The sequence below is a fragment of the Pseudonocardia sp. GCM10023141 genome, assembly GCF_042653605.1.
The window spans coordinates 1-14,568 of record NZ_JBHSIR010000054.1 but is presented as its reverse complement, the minus strand read 5'-3'; the positions used below and the strand labels follow the sequence as shown (position 1 = coordinate 14,568).

Sequence of the window (14,568 nt, the reverse complement as noted above, 5' to 3'; positions counted from 1 at the left end):
CAACGCCGCCACCGGAGAGTACGTCGACCTGATCGCGGCCGGGATCATCGACCCCGCCAAGGTCACCCGCTCGGCACTGCAGAACGCCGCCTCCATCGCGGCGCTGTTCCTCACCACCGAGGCCGTCATCGCCGACAAGCCCGAACGCGGCACCGGCGCGGCCATGGACCCGAGCGGGGGCATGGGCGGCATGGACTTCTGAGCCGGAATATCCCCACGGTCCGCTCGATCCCGCCGCATAGGGTTGATCAGGTGACCTCGCTCCGCGACCTGCCGCTCCCCGACGCCATGGTGGCGCGGGCCACCGCCGCCGACGTGCCCGAGATCTGCGTGCTGCAGCGCTGTTGCTGGGTGTCGGAGGCGATCCTCAACGACACCCTCGACATCCCCGCCCTGCACGAGGATCTCGACGACATCCGCGCCTGGGTGCAGACCCGGCTCGTGTGGACGGTGCGCCGGGACGGCAGGCTCGTCGGTGCCGTGCGCGCCCACCAGGAGGGGGACCGGTGGGAGATCGGGCGCCTGATGGTGGCCCCGGATCTCGCCGGGAAGGGTTTGGGACGGTGGCTGCTGGAGCTCGCCGAGTCGCACGCCCCGGCCCAGGTGCGCCACTTCACGCTGTTCACCGGCGCGCGCAGCGAGCGCAACCAGCGCATGTACACCCGTGCCGGCTACCGGCTGAGCACGCCGCCGGATGGACCGGGGGGCCACATCAAGACGGCGGTGTTCCTCACCAAGGCCGCGGCGCACACATGACCGGCCGGTCGCGGACGCCGCGTGAGCGGATCGCGGCCGAGTGCGCTCGCCGCGGACTGGTCGCGGTGGTCGTGGGTTGCTGCGACCTGCTCGACGGCGACGACCTGCTCGACGGCGACGAGACCGACGTCGACCTGATCGTCGTGCTCGGGGGAGAGGGCGCCACCCACATGCTCACCACGGAGCCGCTGCGCTACTGGATCCGGGTGTGGGCCGCGCGCGGCCTGCTGTGGGCGTGGGACGACTGTGCCGTCGACGCGGTGCGCGCCGCGCTCGTCGACGACGCCTGGCGGGTGCGCGAGATGGCGGCCAAGGTCGTGGCCCGCCACCTGGTGGGCGAGGCACTCCCCGGCGTCGCCGCACTCCGTGAGGACCCGGTGCCGCGGGTCCGGCTGGCGGCCGAGCGGGCGGTCGCGGCGCTCACGGGGGCGGGCGCCTGACCGCCGCCCGGCCCCCGCTCAGGTTGCCGGGCCGTTCGTGACCTGGATCTGCACCGCCGCCAGTAGCGCGGCACCGAGCGGCAGGATCTGCTCGGAGCTGATCCGGGAGCCGCGCAGCGACAGCGCGCCGCGGACGTCATCGACGGTGGATCCGTGCAGATCGGTGTCGGTGAGCCGGGCGTCCTCGAACACGGCCTCGGCCAGATCGCACCCCAGCAGGCCGCAAGACGTGCCGGCGAACTCGTAGAAGTCGGCGGCGTGCAACGAGGTGTTCTCGATCAGCAGGTACTTCGCCCGCGCCATCCGCAGGTTGGCCAAATCGGCGCGGCTGTCGCTGATGTGGACGTCGGTGAGCTCGGCGCCGCTCAGCACGACGCCGGTGAGCCGGCAGTTGGTGAACGTGACGCGCGTGAGGACCGCGTCGTCGAGCACCGCGCCCGACAGGTCGCAGTGCTCGAACACGACGTCGCGACAGTGCAGGCCGGTGAGCCGGCGACCGGAGAGATCCGCATCGACCCACCGGCTCTCCTGCAGCTTGACGTCGGCGACCGTCTCGGCGACCACGACGTCGGCGCCGGCCTCGACGCAGTCCCAGAACGCGCCGGACTCGAGCGTGCCGGGTGCCGGATCGAACCCGTCCGGGAGGTCGGGCGGATCCGGCCTGGTCTTCTTCGGCTTGCGCCTGCTTCCGTTCGCCACGGGAGGCGACTGTACGCACGGTGCCCGACAGAACCCGGTCGATGTCGTTGCCGCATCGTCGTCGTCCGTTCCGGGGCCGCCGCGTGCATCGAGATGCCGATCACTGCGCCGATCCGGGCTGCTTGCGCTGGTTGGCGGTGAAGCGCGCCTTCTTCTGACGGTTCCCACACGTGTTCATGTCGCACCACCTGCGGGTACGACTCTTGGTGGTGTCGAAGGAGGCGGCCTGGCAGGTCGGCGACGCACACAGGGCCAGTCGTCCGTCTCGTTCACCGGCGATGATGCTGATCGCATCGGCGGCGATCACGCCGAGGGCGTCCTCCACGCAGGACGCCGAGCCGAGCCGCCATCGCCGCTCACCCTCGGGCGTCAGGACGGCCGCGGCCCGACCCCGAGTACTGCGGTCATTGATGACCTGGACGGCAGCCGCCGGGAGGGCGTTCTGGACCGCGGCGGCAAGTCGCGGCGGCGTGGATCGACTCCCGCAGTTCGCGGGCGATGTCGAGCTGGGCAAGGGTGGAGGACTCCACGGCGAGGCCGCTCATTCGCTCGTCGACTCACCGATCGGGCTGCTGGCCTGGATCCTCGACAACTTCGCCGAGTGGTCGGACACCGACGACAACCCGTTCGAGACGATCTCCCGAGACAGCGTCCTGGACGACGTCACCCTGTACTGGCTGACGCGGACCGGCGCATCATCGGCCCGCATCTACTACGAGAGCCACAACTCGCTCGATCCCGACCTCCGCGTCGACGTCCCCTCGGGGATCAGCATGTATCCCCGCGACATCGAGAAGTGTCCACGCGGCTGGGCACAGCAGCGCTACCGACACATCGTCCGATGGCGGGAACCCGAAACCGGGGGACATTTCCCGTCGCTGGAGGTTCCCGAGTACTTCGTCAAGGACCTCCAGCAGGGCCTCGCGGCAGTGCTGGCCGCTCGCCGGTGACCGGGCGCCCACCGGAACTCGATCGAGTGATGCTGTACCCACCGGGATAACGTCGCGAAGGCAGGTCTCGACGAAGGGGCAGGCGGCGGGTATCGGCCGGCGATCACCGTCACCCACCGGTTTTCCATCTTTCGAGGGAGTGGTCTCGTGTCCGATGTCGGTGCCGATCACTCCCTGGCCGGTCATGTGATGACGGTTCACGTCGACCCCACGGGGATCGTGCGGCTCGAGTGGGCGCGCGGGCTGCGGATCACCGGTGAGCTCGCTCGTGCCGCGATGGAGCTGGTCGACGAGACGAACACCGGCCGGCAGCGGCCCCTGCTGGTGGACATGACCGGCACCGCCGCGTTGACCAGGGAGGCCCGCACGACGTTCAGCCGCAGGTGCTCGGCGTCCCGGATCGCGCTGCTGGGTCGCTCCCCTGTGGACCGGGTCATCGCCAACTTCGCACTCGGGGTGAGCGCGGTTCCCGTGCCGACGAGGTTCTTCACCTCCGAGGCGCTCGCCACGGCGTGGTTGATCAATGGCGCCACCGAGCTCTGACCGCGACGACGACCGGCTCGAGCAGCTCGTGGAGCTGGTCGTGGCGCTGGCCTCCGGTGACGGCGAAGCCCGCATGGACCCTTCGCCTGCCGCCGACGAGATCGACGCGGTCATCGTCGGGATCAACATGATGGCCGAGGAGCTCCAAGCGCTCAACGTCGATCTCGAAGCACGCGTCGCCGAACGGACCCACCAGCTCGAGCAGGCCCAGCTGCAGCTCGAACGCCTCGCGCTCTACGACCCCTTGACCGGACTGGCGAACCGGACGCTGCTGGGCGACCGCATCGACGCGGCCATGTCCCGCGCCGAACGTGGCGAGGCCACGCCCGCGGTGCTCGTCCTGGATCTAGACGGGTTCAAGGCGATCAACGACAGCTTCGGCCACGCGGTGGGCGACCTGCTGCTCATCGAGGTCGCCCGGCGGCTGCGCGCTGTCGTCCATCCCGGCGACACCGTCGCCCGCCTCGGCGGTGACGAGTTCGCGCTGGTCGTCGACGCGACCACCGAGCAGGTGCTCGAGCTGACCCGGCGGATCCGGAACGACCTGCAGACGCCGGTGCCGGTGGGCGGCCAGTCCTGCTGGGTCGCGGTCAGCATCGGCGTTTGCTTCGCCGTCCGTGGGCAGGACGCGGGCGCGCTGCTGCGTGACGCGGACACGGCCATGTACGCCGCGAAGAGCGGATCCCGTGGGGCGGTGCAGATCTACGAGCCTGCGATGCACGAGGCCGCGGTGGCGCGCGTCCGGCTCGCCGAGGAGCTGCGCGCCGCGATCGCCCACGATCAGCTCGTCGTGCACTACCAGCCGATCGTCGAGCTCGCGACCGGCCGCACCGCCGGCGTGGAAGCCCTTGTGCGCTGGCAGCACCCGACCCGCGGTCTGCTGCTGCCCGCCGAGTTCATCGGCGTCGCCGAGGACACCGGGTTGGTCACCGCGTTGGACCGGTGGGTGCTCGACGCGGCAGCGGCCCAGCTGTCGATCTGGCGCTCCACACTGCTGGGCACCAGCGACTTCGCGTTGCACGTCAACGTCTCCCCGATCGAGCTGCGCTCACCCGGTTTCGCCGACTGCGTGCTCGACCGGCTTGCCCGGCACGGCGTCGCGACGACCGATCTGCTGCTCGAGGCCACCGAGAACCAGATGATGGGCGAGGACGCGCAGACGCTGCAGGCGCTCGACACGCTGCACACCGCGGGCGTCCGCATGGGGATCGACGATTTCGGGACCGGCTACTCCTCCATCGGCTACGTCCGGCGGTCCTTCGTCGACATCGTCAAGATCGACCGCTCGCTGGTCACCGGGCTCGACACCGACCCCCAGCAGCATCGCGTCGCCTCCGCGATCATCGCGATCGTGGAGGCCTTCGGGCTCGACGCCGTCGCCGAGGGGATCGAGACCACCGCGCAGGCCGAGCTGCTCACCGCGCTCGGCTGCCGCTACGGGCAAGGGCACCTGTGGGGGAAGGCGATGGCGGCCGCCGCGATGACCGCCCACCTCACCGTCGAGCTGGCCGCAGCCCGGCCGGCGACGGGTGCGCCCCCGCGGCAATGCTCGCTCGATCGGCCCACGCCGGCCGCAAGGGCAGCCGCACCACGCGCCTACGACGCCAGGACCTGACCCCCATCCGGCAGGCGCGCCGCCCGGATGCCGGACGACACGCGACGTTCGGAGATCTAGCCTTCTCCTGGTAGGAGGCGGGATGAGGCTGCGCAGGCTCTTGCTGGTCCCTCAGATCGTCCGATTGGCGGCACAGGCTCCCCGCGACGGTTCCACCCGCTGGGACGGCTACTGGGCCTCCGTCACGAGCACCGGCGACGGCGGTGACGTCCTCTGGGACTCCAGCACCTCGAACGAGGCTGAGCACTACCTCGACCTGCTCAGCACCCACGCCGACGCCGATCTGCCGATCGTGGACGTCGGTTGCGGCAACGGCCGCTTCACGCGGGCTCTCGCCACCCGGTTCCCCGGCGCGATCGGGCTGGACCTCTCCCGCCACGCCATCACCCGGGCGCGACACGAGAGCGCCTCGGTGCCGGACCTGCAGTTCCGGACCCTCGACATGACCGCCGACCGCAGCGGCCGGGCGCTCGCCGCCGAGTTCGGGCCGTGCAACGTCTTCATCCGCGGCGTCCTGCACGTGCTGACGCCGCCGGCGCGCAGGAGGATGGCGGCGAACCTGGCCGAGCTCCTCGGCACCGTCCGCGCCACCGCGCTGGTCGCGGAGACCAACTACCCCGGCTCGCTGCTCGGCTACCTGGAGAACCTCGGCGCCCGACCCACCACCTTCCCCACCGCGCTCGGCCGGGCCATCTCCGCCGGCATCCCCCGCCCCGCCCCCTTCGGCGACACCGAGCTCGACGACACCTTCCCCACCGACCGATGGAATCATCTCCACACCGACAACGGTGTCCGGATCAGCACCGTCCCGAGCCATCGCTCCGAGACGATCGGCTCCATCCCCGGCCTCGTCGCCCTGCTGCGCCCCTGGCGCGGCCCCTCCTCGCCGCACTGAGCGCGCCGCTCGACCAGGCTCCCGGCACCGCCCGCGCCTCGACGACAGCGGTGGCGACGTTGCGCCACCGCGACCGAATCGGGCGCGAACGGACCTACCGTGGCTTCGGTGCGAGAACCGTTCGGGGAGAGATCGATGTCAGGGAACACGCCGCTGGAGGCGCCCGATGGCGAGTGCTGAGTTCTCGCTCGACATCCAGATGTCGCAGATGCACCAGATCATGACGCGGACCTACGCCGAGCCTGCGCAGGCCGCGGCGATCACGTCGGCGACTCCGCAGCGGATGCACCACGACCTGCTGGCCTCGTGCCCGGCCCGCAAGATCGACGATCCTACTCCGTGCAGACCCGCGCCGACATCGCCTATGTGAACAAGCACCCGGAGGTCGAACAGGGTTCGCGATACCTTGGCAGCGACCACCGTGATACCGGGCATCATGGACACGTGGACATCGAGCGCCTGAGCAGTTCGCGTACTGTGTGATCCCAGCTGCCGGTGACCGCGACCGGGCGCCCGTCCACGATGGTGGTGGCGACCGCGGTCACCGCGTCGGTGTGGCGCCGAGGATTTCGCCGCCTCTGGTGTCGGCTATGACCCACTTGGTATGCCGGAGTCCGCCGATGGTGGAGCTCCGTCGCGATCGGGGCTTCCACCGCTGCCATCGGCTCGTCCACGCCCAGGCCCTTCCACCATCCTGACCACACAACTTCGGGCGTTGAGATGTGGAGCCACGGCTCCCGAACGCATCATCAGCTGGTCGCTGGGTACTGACTGACTGTTACGTGCAGTACCGATCTACGAGTGTGTGCATGGCTCACCAATTGTTCCGACGCGCCGGCATCGATCGAGGGGCAGCGCGGCTGGCCACAGCGTCCGCGTGGGTCCGCTTGCGGCTTTGCGCCAGCGGGGCGGGTACTCATTGAGAGCGACGCTGGTACGGGCGCGAGTGACGGAACTCCCGATGTCCGCCACCCGATCGCCCGTCTTTGCAGCGCCGGGATCGCGGCCAGTGACACCGTACATTGCAGAGTGGGATCGCAGCGTTGCAGGACATGTCTCGCAGTGGTCGGCCACCGGAGATCGACGAGATCGAGGCGGTGGTGGCGACCCTGGCCGATGACGGGCGACCACCGGCGCATCTGGGCGTGACGCATGGGAGGCCAAGATCCGCGACGTCGTCGGCCCGGTACTGCAGCAGGAACAGCCGTCGGGTGAGACTCTTGCCCGAACCCGACATTGCCGGTCTCGTTCCAGCTCGCCGTTGGCGCCCGCAACACCCCTGTTCATCGCCGGTGCGCCGAGGTCGACACCGAGGTCCGGCAGGTCGTCCTCGTGCACACAGTAGTTGTGGGGCTCGGCGGCAGCGCCTGCACCGACGGTGGCGCAGGTCTGCTGCAGGGGCTCGGGATCCGGCTGCGTGACACCGCGGGCGCAGAGCTCGTGCCCGGTGGCGCGGCCCTGCGTGATCTGTGCACTCTCGACCTCGCCGGCAGCCATCCCGGGCTGGCCACCGCGGAGCTGGTGCTGGCCTGCGATGTCGACAACCCGCTCCTCGGGCCGGACGGTGCAGCTGCGATCTATGGGCCGCAGAAGGGTGCCAATCCGGACCAGGTCGCGGCGCTGGAGGTGGGGCTAGCGCGGTGGGCCTCCGTGGTGTCCGAGGCTCTCGGCGACGCGGTGGACCCCGCTACGGCGGGTGCGGGCGCCGCAGGCGGGACCGGTTTCGCGGCGTTCGCTGTGCTGGGTGCACGTCTGCGTCCGGGGATCGAGGTGCTGCTCGGGATGCTCGGTATCGACGACCGCGTCGCTCGAGCCGACCTCGTGATCACCGGCGAAGGCGCCCTCGATGCCCAGACGTTGCGCGGCAAGGGACCTGCCGGTGTCGCGGTGGCTGCCGCTCGCCACGGCCGTCCCACCGTCGCGGTCGCCGGCCGCATCGAGCTGGGGGTCTCGGAGCTGGCCCGTGCCGGGTTCACCGGTGGCTACGCGCTCGCCGATCTCGAGCCCGACCCGCAGCGCTGCATCTCCGACGCCGCCCGCTTGCTGGAGGATGTCGGTGCCCGGCTGATCATGGACTGGCTCCGCGGTGAGACCGTCCGGGCCACCGCACGGCCGAGCATCCGACCAGTTGACGCGCGTCGATGACTTCCCGTGATTCCGCTGATCCGAGGTCGGGTCTGGTCAGCCGAGATGCTCTGGGTGCGGTTGGCGAGCCGACTCGCGCCGACATGATGCGGTAGGGCCGGGAGGCCGATCACCTCGATGGCCGGCATGTCTCGATTGAAGGGGTGCGCAGTGGGGAGCAAGAAGGGGGAGCAGGGCCTTGCACTCAACGCGCGAACTAGCGTCCGACTGTGCGCTCGGGAAACGTCGACAGGCCCAGGTGTCATCGCGGGGAGGCGTGTCCGAGGCGACAGCTTGGCCGGCTTGCCGCACAGAGTCTGGTTGTGATCAATCGTTTGGCGGTTGTGGAGGTGCCGCCGCCAATCCGCGTAGAATTGCGTCGATTCCAAACAGGAACGCCTTTGCGGAGTCCACGACCTGGGTGGGCTTGTCGTTGACGATCTGTGCCCGGACCAGTTCGGCCAGGTTCTGCTCCTCGGCCACGAATCCCAGTACATAGTGGACGACCGTTCGGGCCGCCCATTGGGCTTCTCGTGGCGCGAACCGGTCGGCGAACAGACGGTGCAATTCCCGGGTCGGCGCCAGCAGGTCGGGGCGGAAGGCCTGGACGAAGGAGACGACCTCGGCGCCGTCGCGAACCCGCAGCAGCGCCGCACGCAGGTCCAGGGCTGCGGTGCGCGCGTCGGTGGCGGAGAGCGGCACCTCATCGAGGATGCGGGTCGCGACAGCGGCGAGCATCTCCTGCTTGTTGGCGACGTGGTAGTAGAGCGCGCCGGGCTGTACGCCCAGGTCCTGGGCCAACCGCCGCATGGACAGGGCGCTCAACCCTCGCTCGCAGAGCGCGGTGTACGCGCTGTCGACGATCTGCGCCCGGGTCAGCCTCACGTGTGCAGTGTGCCCTTCATTGGCTGTCGGGACTTGCTGGACCCGGCCGCTTCTGCCTAGTGTTTGAACGGTGTTCAAAGACGTTGATGATCTGGCCTCCCGCCAACTCGCCGGCAGCATGCTCGACCGCGACGCGGCCCGATCCGTGCTGGAGACTCCGGACGAGGACGTACTGGCGCTGATCACCGCGGCCGGCCGGGTCCGCCGCGCCCACTTCGGCAATTGGGTCAAGGTCAACTACCTGGTCAACCTCAAGTCGGGCCTGTGCCCCGAGGACTGCACCTACTGCTCGCAGCGCCTCGGTTCGTCTGCGCCGATCCTCACGTACTCCTGGCTCTCGGCGGAGGAGACCGTCCGGCAGGCAACGGCCGGTATCGAGGGTGGTGCCTCTCGCGTCTGTCTGGTCGCGAGCGGCCGCGGCCCGGGCGAGCGGGATGTCGACCGCGTCGCCGGCGTGGTCGAGGCGGTGAAGTCTGCGCACCCGGGCGTGGAGGTGTGCGCCTGCCTCGGCATCCTGCGTGACGGCCAGGCCGAGCGACTTCGCGCGGCCGGTGTCGATGCCTACAACCACAACCTCAACACCAGCGAATCCCGGTATGCCGAGATCTGCTCGACGCACGGATACGACGACCGGGTCGCGACCGTCGAGAAGGCCAAGGCGGCCGGACTCTCCCCCTGCTCAGGCTTGATCGTCGGCATGGGCGAGACCGACGAGGAACTGATCGACGCTCTCTTCGCCCTGCGCGCGCTGGGCAGCGACTCGATCCCGATCAACTTCCTGATGCCGTTCGACGGCACACCCCTGGCCGACACCTGGCTGCTGACCCCGCTGCGGGCACTGCGGATCCTCGCGCTCGCGCGGCTGGCCTGCCCGGCGAGCGAGATCCGGATGGCGGGCGGGCGGGAGATGCATCTGCGCTCGCTGCAGACCCTCGCGCTGCATGTGGCCAACTCGCTGTTCCTCGGTGACTACCTGACCAGCGAGGGTCAGGCCGCGGCGGCCGATCTGGCCATGATCGCCGATGCCGGGTTCCAAGTGCTCGGCACCGACCCGGATCGGGGCCGCGCACCCGCCGTGATCAGGCTGCGCGGCGCCGGAACGCCGCAGGCTCCGAACGCGTGAAGGGGTTGATCGAGCGCGATCGCGGGCTGTTGTGGCACCCGTACGCGGCATTGGACGGCCCGGCACCTTACGCGGTGCGCTCGGCGTCCGGGACGCGACTGCAGTTGGAGTCGGTCGAGGGGTCCCGCTTCGATGTGCTCGACGCCATGAGTTCGTGGTGGTGCGCGATCCACGGGTACCGACACCCGGCGCTCGACGCTGCTGTGCACGAACAGGTCGACCGGTTCAGCCATGTGATGTTCGGCGGGCTGACCCACGAACCCGCCATCTGTCTTGCGGAGGACCTGGTCGCGCTCGCCCCGGGCCCGTTGCAGCACGTGTTCCTTGCTGACTCCGGTTCCGTGGCGGTCGAGGTCGCGCTCAAGCTCGCCGTGCAGTTCCAGGCCGCGACCGGGCACCCGCGGCGACGGCGGTTCGTCGCACTCCGTGGCGGATACCACGGCGACACGACTGGTGCGATGAGCGTGTGCGACCCGGTCGACGGTATGCACGCGCTGTTCCCCGGGCTCGTCGCCGATCAGCTGTTCCTGCCCCGCCCTCCGGCCGCACGGACCATCGACGGGGACATCGCCGACAGCACGAACAGTGGCACCGACAGTGGCACGGACATCGACGGCTGGGTCGCCGAGGCCGAACGGCTCGTCGCCGCGCACGCCCCAACGGTGGCGGCGATCATCGTCGAGCCGGTGCTGCAGGGCGCGGGAGGCATGCACGTCTACCCGCCAGGATGTCTGAGGGCGCTGCGCCGGATCGCCGAGCATCACGGCATCATGCTGATCGCTGATGAGATCGCGACGGGGTTCGGCCGCACCGGCAGACCGTTCGCCGTCGACCACGCCGGCGTCGCGCCAGACATTCTGTGTGTGGGCAAGGCGTTGACCGGCGGCTACCTCACCCTCGCCGCCGTGCTGTGCACTGCGGCCGTCGGACGTGCGATCACCACCTCCCCGCATCGGGCACTGCTGCACGGGCCCACGTTCATGGGCAATCCGCTGGCCTGTGCGGTCGCGTCGGCGTCGGTGGCACTTCTGCCCGGCTACGCAGACCGCGTCACCGTGATCGGTCGCGAGCTGGCTGCCGCGCTCGCCCCTGCCACCGGCCTCGCGTCGGTACGCGACGTGCGGGTGTTGGGTGGCGTCGGTGTCGTGCAGCTCACCGGCCCGGTCGATGTGCCGGCGGTGACCCGTGCCGCGCTCGACCGCGGGGTCTGGATACGTCCCTTCCGCGATCTCGTCTACACCATGCCGCCCTTCGTCTGCGGAACCGACGAGATCACCGCCATCGCCACGGCCATCACCGGAGCCGTCGCGCAGGTGCACGGCTGATGGACCCGATGCACGCATGGCTCGCGGCCGCAGCAGCCGAGCGGACCCACACCGGCCTGATCCGCAGCACCGACATCCACCGCAATCCACGGTTCCGGGCCGGATCACTTGACCTCGCATCCAACGACTACCTCGGGCTCAGCAGCGATCCACGGCTGCGAGCAGCCGCAATCGTTGCCGTTGAGCGCTATGGCGCCGGAGCCGGCGCATCGCGGGTCGTCACGGGCACGACCGAGTGCCACGCCGAGTTGGAGACCCAGCTGGCACGCCTCACCGGGCAGCCCGCCTGCCTGGTGTTCTCCAGCGGCTACGCCGCCAACATCGGGCTGCTCACCGCGCTCGGTGATCCGGACACGCTGCTGGTGTCCGACGCGCACGCCCACGCGTCGCTGATCGACGGTGCCCGGCTGTCCCGATCTCCCGTGGCGATCTGCCCGCACGCCGATCTGGTGGCGCTGGAGCGGCTGCTGCGCGAGCGAGCACAGCCGCGGGCTGTCGTGGTCGTCGAATCCCTCTACTCGGTGCTCGGCGACGCGACCGACCTGCGCCGCACCGCCGCACTGTGTGCCCGCCACGACGCGCTGCTGGTGGTGGACGAGGCGCACGGCATCGGCGTCGCCGGCGACGGGCGGGGCGCGGTGCACGCGGCCGGATTGGCCGGCGCCCCGCACGTCACCATGACCGCCACACTGTCCAAGGCGCTCGGCGCGCAGGGCGGCGCGGTGCTGGGCCCCCCGCTGCTGCGTGAGCACCTGGTCAACACCGCCCGCACCTTCATCTTCGATACCGCGCTCGCGCCCGCGGCCGCCGCAGCAGCGGCCGCGGCCTGCCGGCTCATCGCCGCCGAACCGGCACGGGTGGCCGACCTGCACCGCATCGCCGCGGTGATCGCGGAGGCCGCCGGGGTACCGCGTGCCCCGGGCGCCGTGCAATCGATCCCCGCGACCTCAGCGGCTCAGGCCGCCGCCGCGACCGCCCGGCTGGGCGACGACGGGATCGTCGTCGGCTGCTTCCGCCCACCGAGCGTGCCCGACGGCATCTCCCGGCTACGCCTGGTCGCACGGGCAGGCATCGACCCCGAACGGGCCGCACACGCTGCCCGCCTCGCGGCTCGCCGGGCGCGTGCGGAGGGTCCGGCGTGACGGTGCTCGTGGTGACCGGCACCGACACCGGCGTCGGGAAGACCCTGACCACAGCAGCCCTCACCGCGACACTGACCGCCCGGGGCGACACCGTCGCGGTCTACAAACCGGTCCAGGCCGGGACCGAGAACGGGGAGGGCGACACCGATGTCATCCGGCGGCTGACCGGCTGCGTCTCCGTCTGCGAGGGCATCCGCCTCGTCCACCCGATGGCACCCGTCGCAGCTGCCACCCGTTCCGGAGCGCGGCTGCCGGGACTGCAGACCCACCGCGAGACGATCCGGCAGCTATCCGAGCACCACGACCACGTACTCATCGAGGGCTCAGGCGGGCTACTCGTCGCCCTCAACGAGGATGGGCACACCCTCGCCGACCTCGCCGTCACGATATCCGCCGCCACCATCGTGGTCTGCCGCAGCAGCCTGGGCACGCTCAACCACACCGCTCTGACCATCGAGGCCCTCACCCGACGGCAGATCACGATCGCCGGACTCGTCATCGGAGCATGGCCACGACATCCCACAGAAGTCGAACTCGGCAACCTGAACCACCTTTCCGGACTCACAACACCGCTGGTCGGGACCATTCCCGAAGCGGCGGGACACCTTCCCGGGAACCAATTCCGGCGACTCGCCCCGAACTGGTTCTCAACGCTCCCGACATTCTGGCGATCATGAGGTGCGGGGCCCCAGACAGACGACTTGGAAACCAGGAAGGACGCGGCCGGCTGTCGCGGCACTGCGCCGTCGTCGAGTCGGGCCCGTCGGCATCGGTGCGAGCCGATGTCGGAGGCGGGGTGCAGGGCGCCGGTCTATCCGCAGGAGCCGCCGGTCGGCTGGTCGCCATGGTTGGGGCGAGGCGGCAGGATCCGAGCATGGACGTTGAGGTGCTCGTGGTCGCGAACGGTCCGCATGCGGCGGGAGCATTGGCGCTCGTGCAGGACGCGATCCGCGGACCCGGCCTACTCGGCCTCGCCGCACGACCTACGGGGAATGATCGTGGGCTCGAAGGTCAACTGCGCCGACCGGCTGGGGCTCTCGATGATGAGTTCGGCTGCTCGTCGTCCCATCCGGTACGCCGGTTGGGCGATGACCGTGATGCCGAGAGCGGGGCCCAGGCGAAGTCGTCCAACGTCAGGAACCCGACGTCGTCCGGCACGGCGAGCGCCGCGTGGACGGCGAGCGTGCGGCGGCCGGTGAGGCAGGCGATGGCGTCCAGAGTGGGGCGGCGCACCAACAGCGCTCCCACGACATCACCCGCCTGATCGTCGGTCTCGACCGAGGCGACCGCCTCGTCGGGCAGTGGCAGGCCGACGTCGGCGAGCCCCTGCCGCAGCCCCGCGCTCGAGCTGGGACTGCCGCGTCCCGGACACGATCACGCCCACCGACCGTCGCCCGCAGGCGATCAGGTGCTCCGCTGTCAGCCGGCCGGACGCCGCGTTGTCGAGTGTGACCGAGTGCAGGCCGGGCGGAGGATCCTGCAGCGAGCGCGCGACGATGACACAGGGAGTGCCCCGCCTGCCATCCGGCGGGTCCTGTTATCGGTGGACTCGCCGCTGGTGACTCGACCTCGGCGATGTCGTCGCTGGTCGCATCGATCCGGGCGAGCATCGTGGCCAGCAGGAACCGGTGATGGGGGGTGAAGGTCCCGACGAACGCCCCTTCCAGCAGTGTCACCTTCGCTCGCATCCGACCCCGCGCCAGCTGCCATCATCTCCCGCCCGGAGACCGCGGCTGCTCGCCGAGCGGAACGAGGGCTGACCCGTCCGAGGGACCGCCCGCGGTAGCGGCTTCGGGGTGGAGGAGTTCGACGACGGCTACGCCGCGTTCCGAGAGGTCGAACGCGCTGTCCGCGAGCAGACGACGGACGGGTGGCGGCACGTGTTCGAGACCGAGGTGAAGCAGCGCAGGCGAACGCACGGTCGCGCGGACCACGCGGCGACACAACACGACGATGGGGATCCCGGCTGAGCCGGCGGGGGCCGGCCGCTACCGCGCCGAGAGTCCGCGTCCGTAGAGGGCGGTGAGCAGGGCCGAGCTGGTCAGGCGGCGGGCGCGTCCGGTCCAGCGAT

The 14,568-nt window shown here is 70.5% G+C and carries 15 protein-coding genes and 2 pseudogenes; 13 read left to right on the top strand and 4 right to left on the bottom strand.

Annotated elements, in window-relative coordinates; translation table 11 throughout:
* From ACFPFQ_RS29100 to ACFPFQ_RS29090, 3 genes are all read left to right on the top strand, one after another.
* On the top strand, positions 1-202 hold a 202-nt coding region (locus ACFPFQ_RS29100), incomplete at its 5' end, for a TCP-1/cpn60 chaperonin family protein (protein ID WP_379624467.1).
* Positions 203-288: 86 nt separating this feature from the next.
* Positions 289-756 (top strand): GNAT family N-acetyltransferase, encoded by a 468-nt coding sequence (locus tag ACFPFQ_RS29095; RefSeq protein WP_379624471.1) that lies wholly within the window; start codon positions 289-291, stop codon positions 754-756.
* Entirely contained in the window at positions 753-1,196 is a 444-nt protein-coding gene (locus tag ACFPFQ_RS29090; protein ID WP_379624465.1) for a HEAT repeat domain-containing protein, read from the top strand. Before ACFPFQ_RS29095 ends, ACFPFQ_RS29090 begins: the two co-directional genes overlap by 4 nt.
* A gap of 18 nt (positions 1,197-1,214) precedes the next feature.
* Here ACFPFQ_RS29090 and ACFPFQ_RS29085 read toward each other — a convergent pair whose 3' ends face one another.
* A complete protein-coding gene (locus ACFPFQ_RS29085; RefSeq protein WP_379624463.1) occupies positions 1,215-1,895 on the bottom strand; it encodes a pentapeptide repeat-containing protein in 681 nt (226 codons plus the stop codon).
* 100 nt (positions 1,896-1,995) lie between these two features.
* A pseudogene (locus tag ACFPFQ_RS29080) lies at positions 1,996-2,440 on the bottom strand (CGNR zinc finger domain-containing protein); the annotation flags it as partial.
* Between ACFPFQ_RS29080 and ACFPFQ_RS29075 the strand changes: the two are divergent.
* The 6 genes and pseudogenes from ACFPFQ_RS29075 to ACFPFQ_RS29050 form a co-directional block, all read left to right on the top strand.
* Positions 2,438-2,845, top strand: a pseudogene (locus tag ACFPFQ_RS29075) (epoxide hydrolase); the annotation flags it as partial. The pseudogenes ACFPFQ_RS29080 and ACFPFQ_RS29075 sit on opposite strands and share 3 nt — an antisense overlap.
* A gap of 189 nt (positions 2,846-3,034) precedes the next feature.
* A complete protein-coding gene (locus ACFPFQ_RS29070) occupies positions 3,035-3,388 on the top strand; it encodes a hypothetical protein (protein ID WP_379624461.1) in 354 nt (117 codons plus the stop codon).
* A complete protein-coding gene (locus ACFPFQ_RS29065) occupies positions 3,369-5,003 on the top strand; it encodes a putative bifunctional diguanylate cyclase/phosphodiesterase (RefSeq protein ID WP_379624459.1) in 1,635 nt (544 codons plus the stop codon). The genes ACFPFQ_RS29070 and ACFPFQ_RS29065 overlap by 20 nt, the downstream gene beginning before the upstream one ends.
* A gap of 82 nt (positions 5,004-5,085) precedes the next feature.
* The gene (locus tag ACFPFQ_RS29060; protein ID WP_379624457.1) at positions 5,086-5,898 is read left to right on the top strand and encodes a class I SAM-dependent methyltransferase; all 813 of its coding nucleotides are present in this window, start codon (positions 5,086-5,088) and stop codon (positions 5,896-5,898) included.
* Between the two features lie 166 nt (positions 5,899-6,064).
* A complete protein-coding gene (locus tag ACFPFQ_RS29055) occupies positions 6,065-6,268 on the top strand; it encodes a hypothetical protein (RefSeq protein ID WP_379624455.1) in 204 nt (67 codons plus the stop codon).
* A gap of 962 nt (positions 6,269-7,230) precedes the next feature.
* Positions 7,231-8,043 (top strand): glycerate kinase, encoded by an 813-nt coding sequence (locus ACFPFQ_RS29050; RefSeq protein WP_379624453.1) that lies wholly within the window; start codon positions 7,231-7,233, stop codon positions 8,041-8,043.
* A gap of 306 nt (positions 8,044-8,349) precedes the next feature.
* Here ACFPFQ_RS29050 and ACFPFQ_RS29045 read toward each other — a convergent pair whose 3' ends face one another.
* A complete protein-coding gene (locus ACFPFQ_RS29045) occupies positions 8,350-8,907 on the bottom strand; it encodes a TetR family transcriptional regulator (protein WP_379624452.1) in 558 nt (185 codons plus the stop codon).
* Positions 8,908-9,025: 118 nt separating this feature from the next.
* On the opposite strand from ACFPFQ_RS29045, the gene bioB reads away from it, so the two are divergent.
* The 4 genes from bioB to bioD are packed head-to-tail and all read left to right on the top strand — an operon-like array spanning position 9,026 to position 13,174.
* Positions 9,026-10,030 carry a biotin synthase BioB gene (gene bioB, locus ACFPFQ_RS29040; protein ID WP_379624469.1) on the top strand — a complete coding sequence of 335 codons (1,005 nt, stop codon included), beginning with the start codon at positions 9,026-9,028 and terminating at the stop codon, positions 10,028-10,030.
* Positions 10,027-11,355, top strand: a complete 1,329-nt coding sequence (gene bioA / locus ACFPFQ_RS29035) for an adenosylmethionine--8-amino-7-oxononanoate transaminase (RefSeq protein ID WP_379624450.1) — start codon at positions 10,027-10,029, stop codon at positions 11,353-11,355. Before bioB ends, bioA begins: the two co-directional genes overlap by 4 nt.
* Complete coding sequence (locus ACFPFQ_RS29030; RefSeq protein ID WP_379624448.1) at positions 11,355-12,497, top strand: 8-amino-7-oxononanoate synthase; 1,143 nt, start codon at positions 11,355-11,357, stop codon at positions 12,495-12,497. The genes bioA and ACFPFQ_RS29030 overlap by 1 nt, the downstream gene beginning before the upstream one ends.
* Positions 12,494-13,174 carry a dethiobiotin synthase gene (gene bioD, locus ACFPFQ_RS29025; RefSeq protein WP_379624446.1) on the top strand — a complete coding sequence of 227 codons (681 nt, stop codon included), beginning with the start codon at positions 12,494-12,496 and terminating at the stop codon, positions 13,172-13,174. The genes ACFPFQ_RS29030 and bioD overlap by 4 nt, the downstream gene beginning before the upstream one ends.
* A 334-nt stretch (positions 13,175-13,508) precedes the next feature.
* On the opposite strand, the gene ACFPFQ_RS29020 is transcribed toward bioD, so the two are convergent.
* Entirely contained in the window at positions 13,509-13,745 is a 237-nt protein-coding gene (locus tag ACFPFQ_RS29020; RefSeq protein WP_379624444.1) for a hypothetical protein, read from the bottom strand.
* Positions 13,746-14,568: the final 823 nt, after the last annotated feature.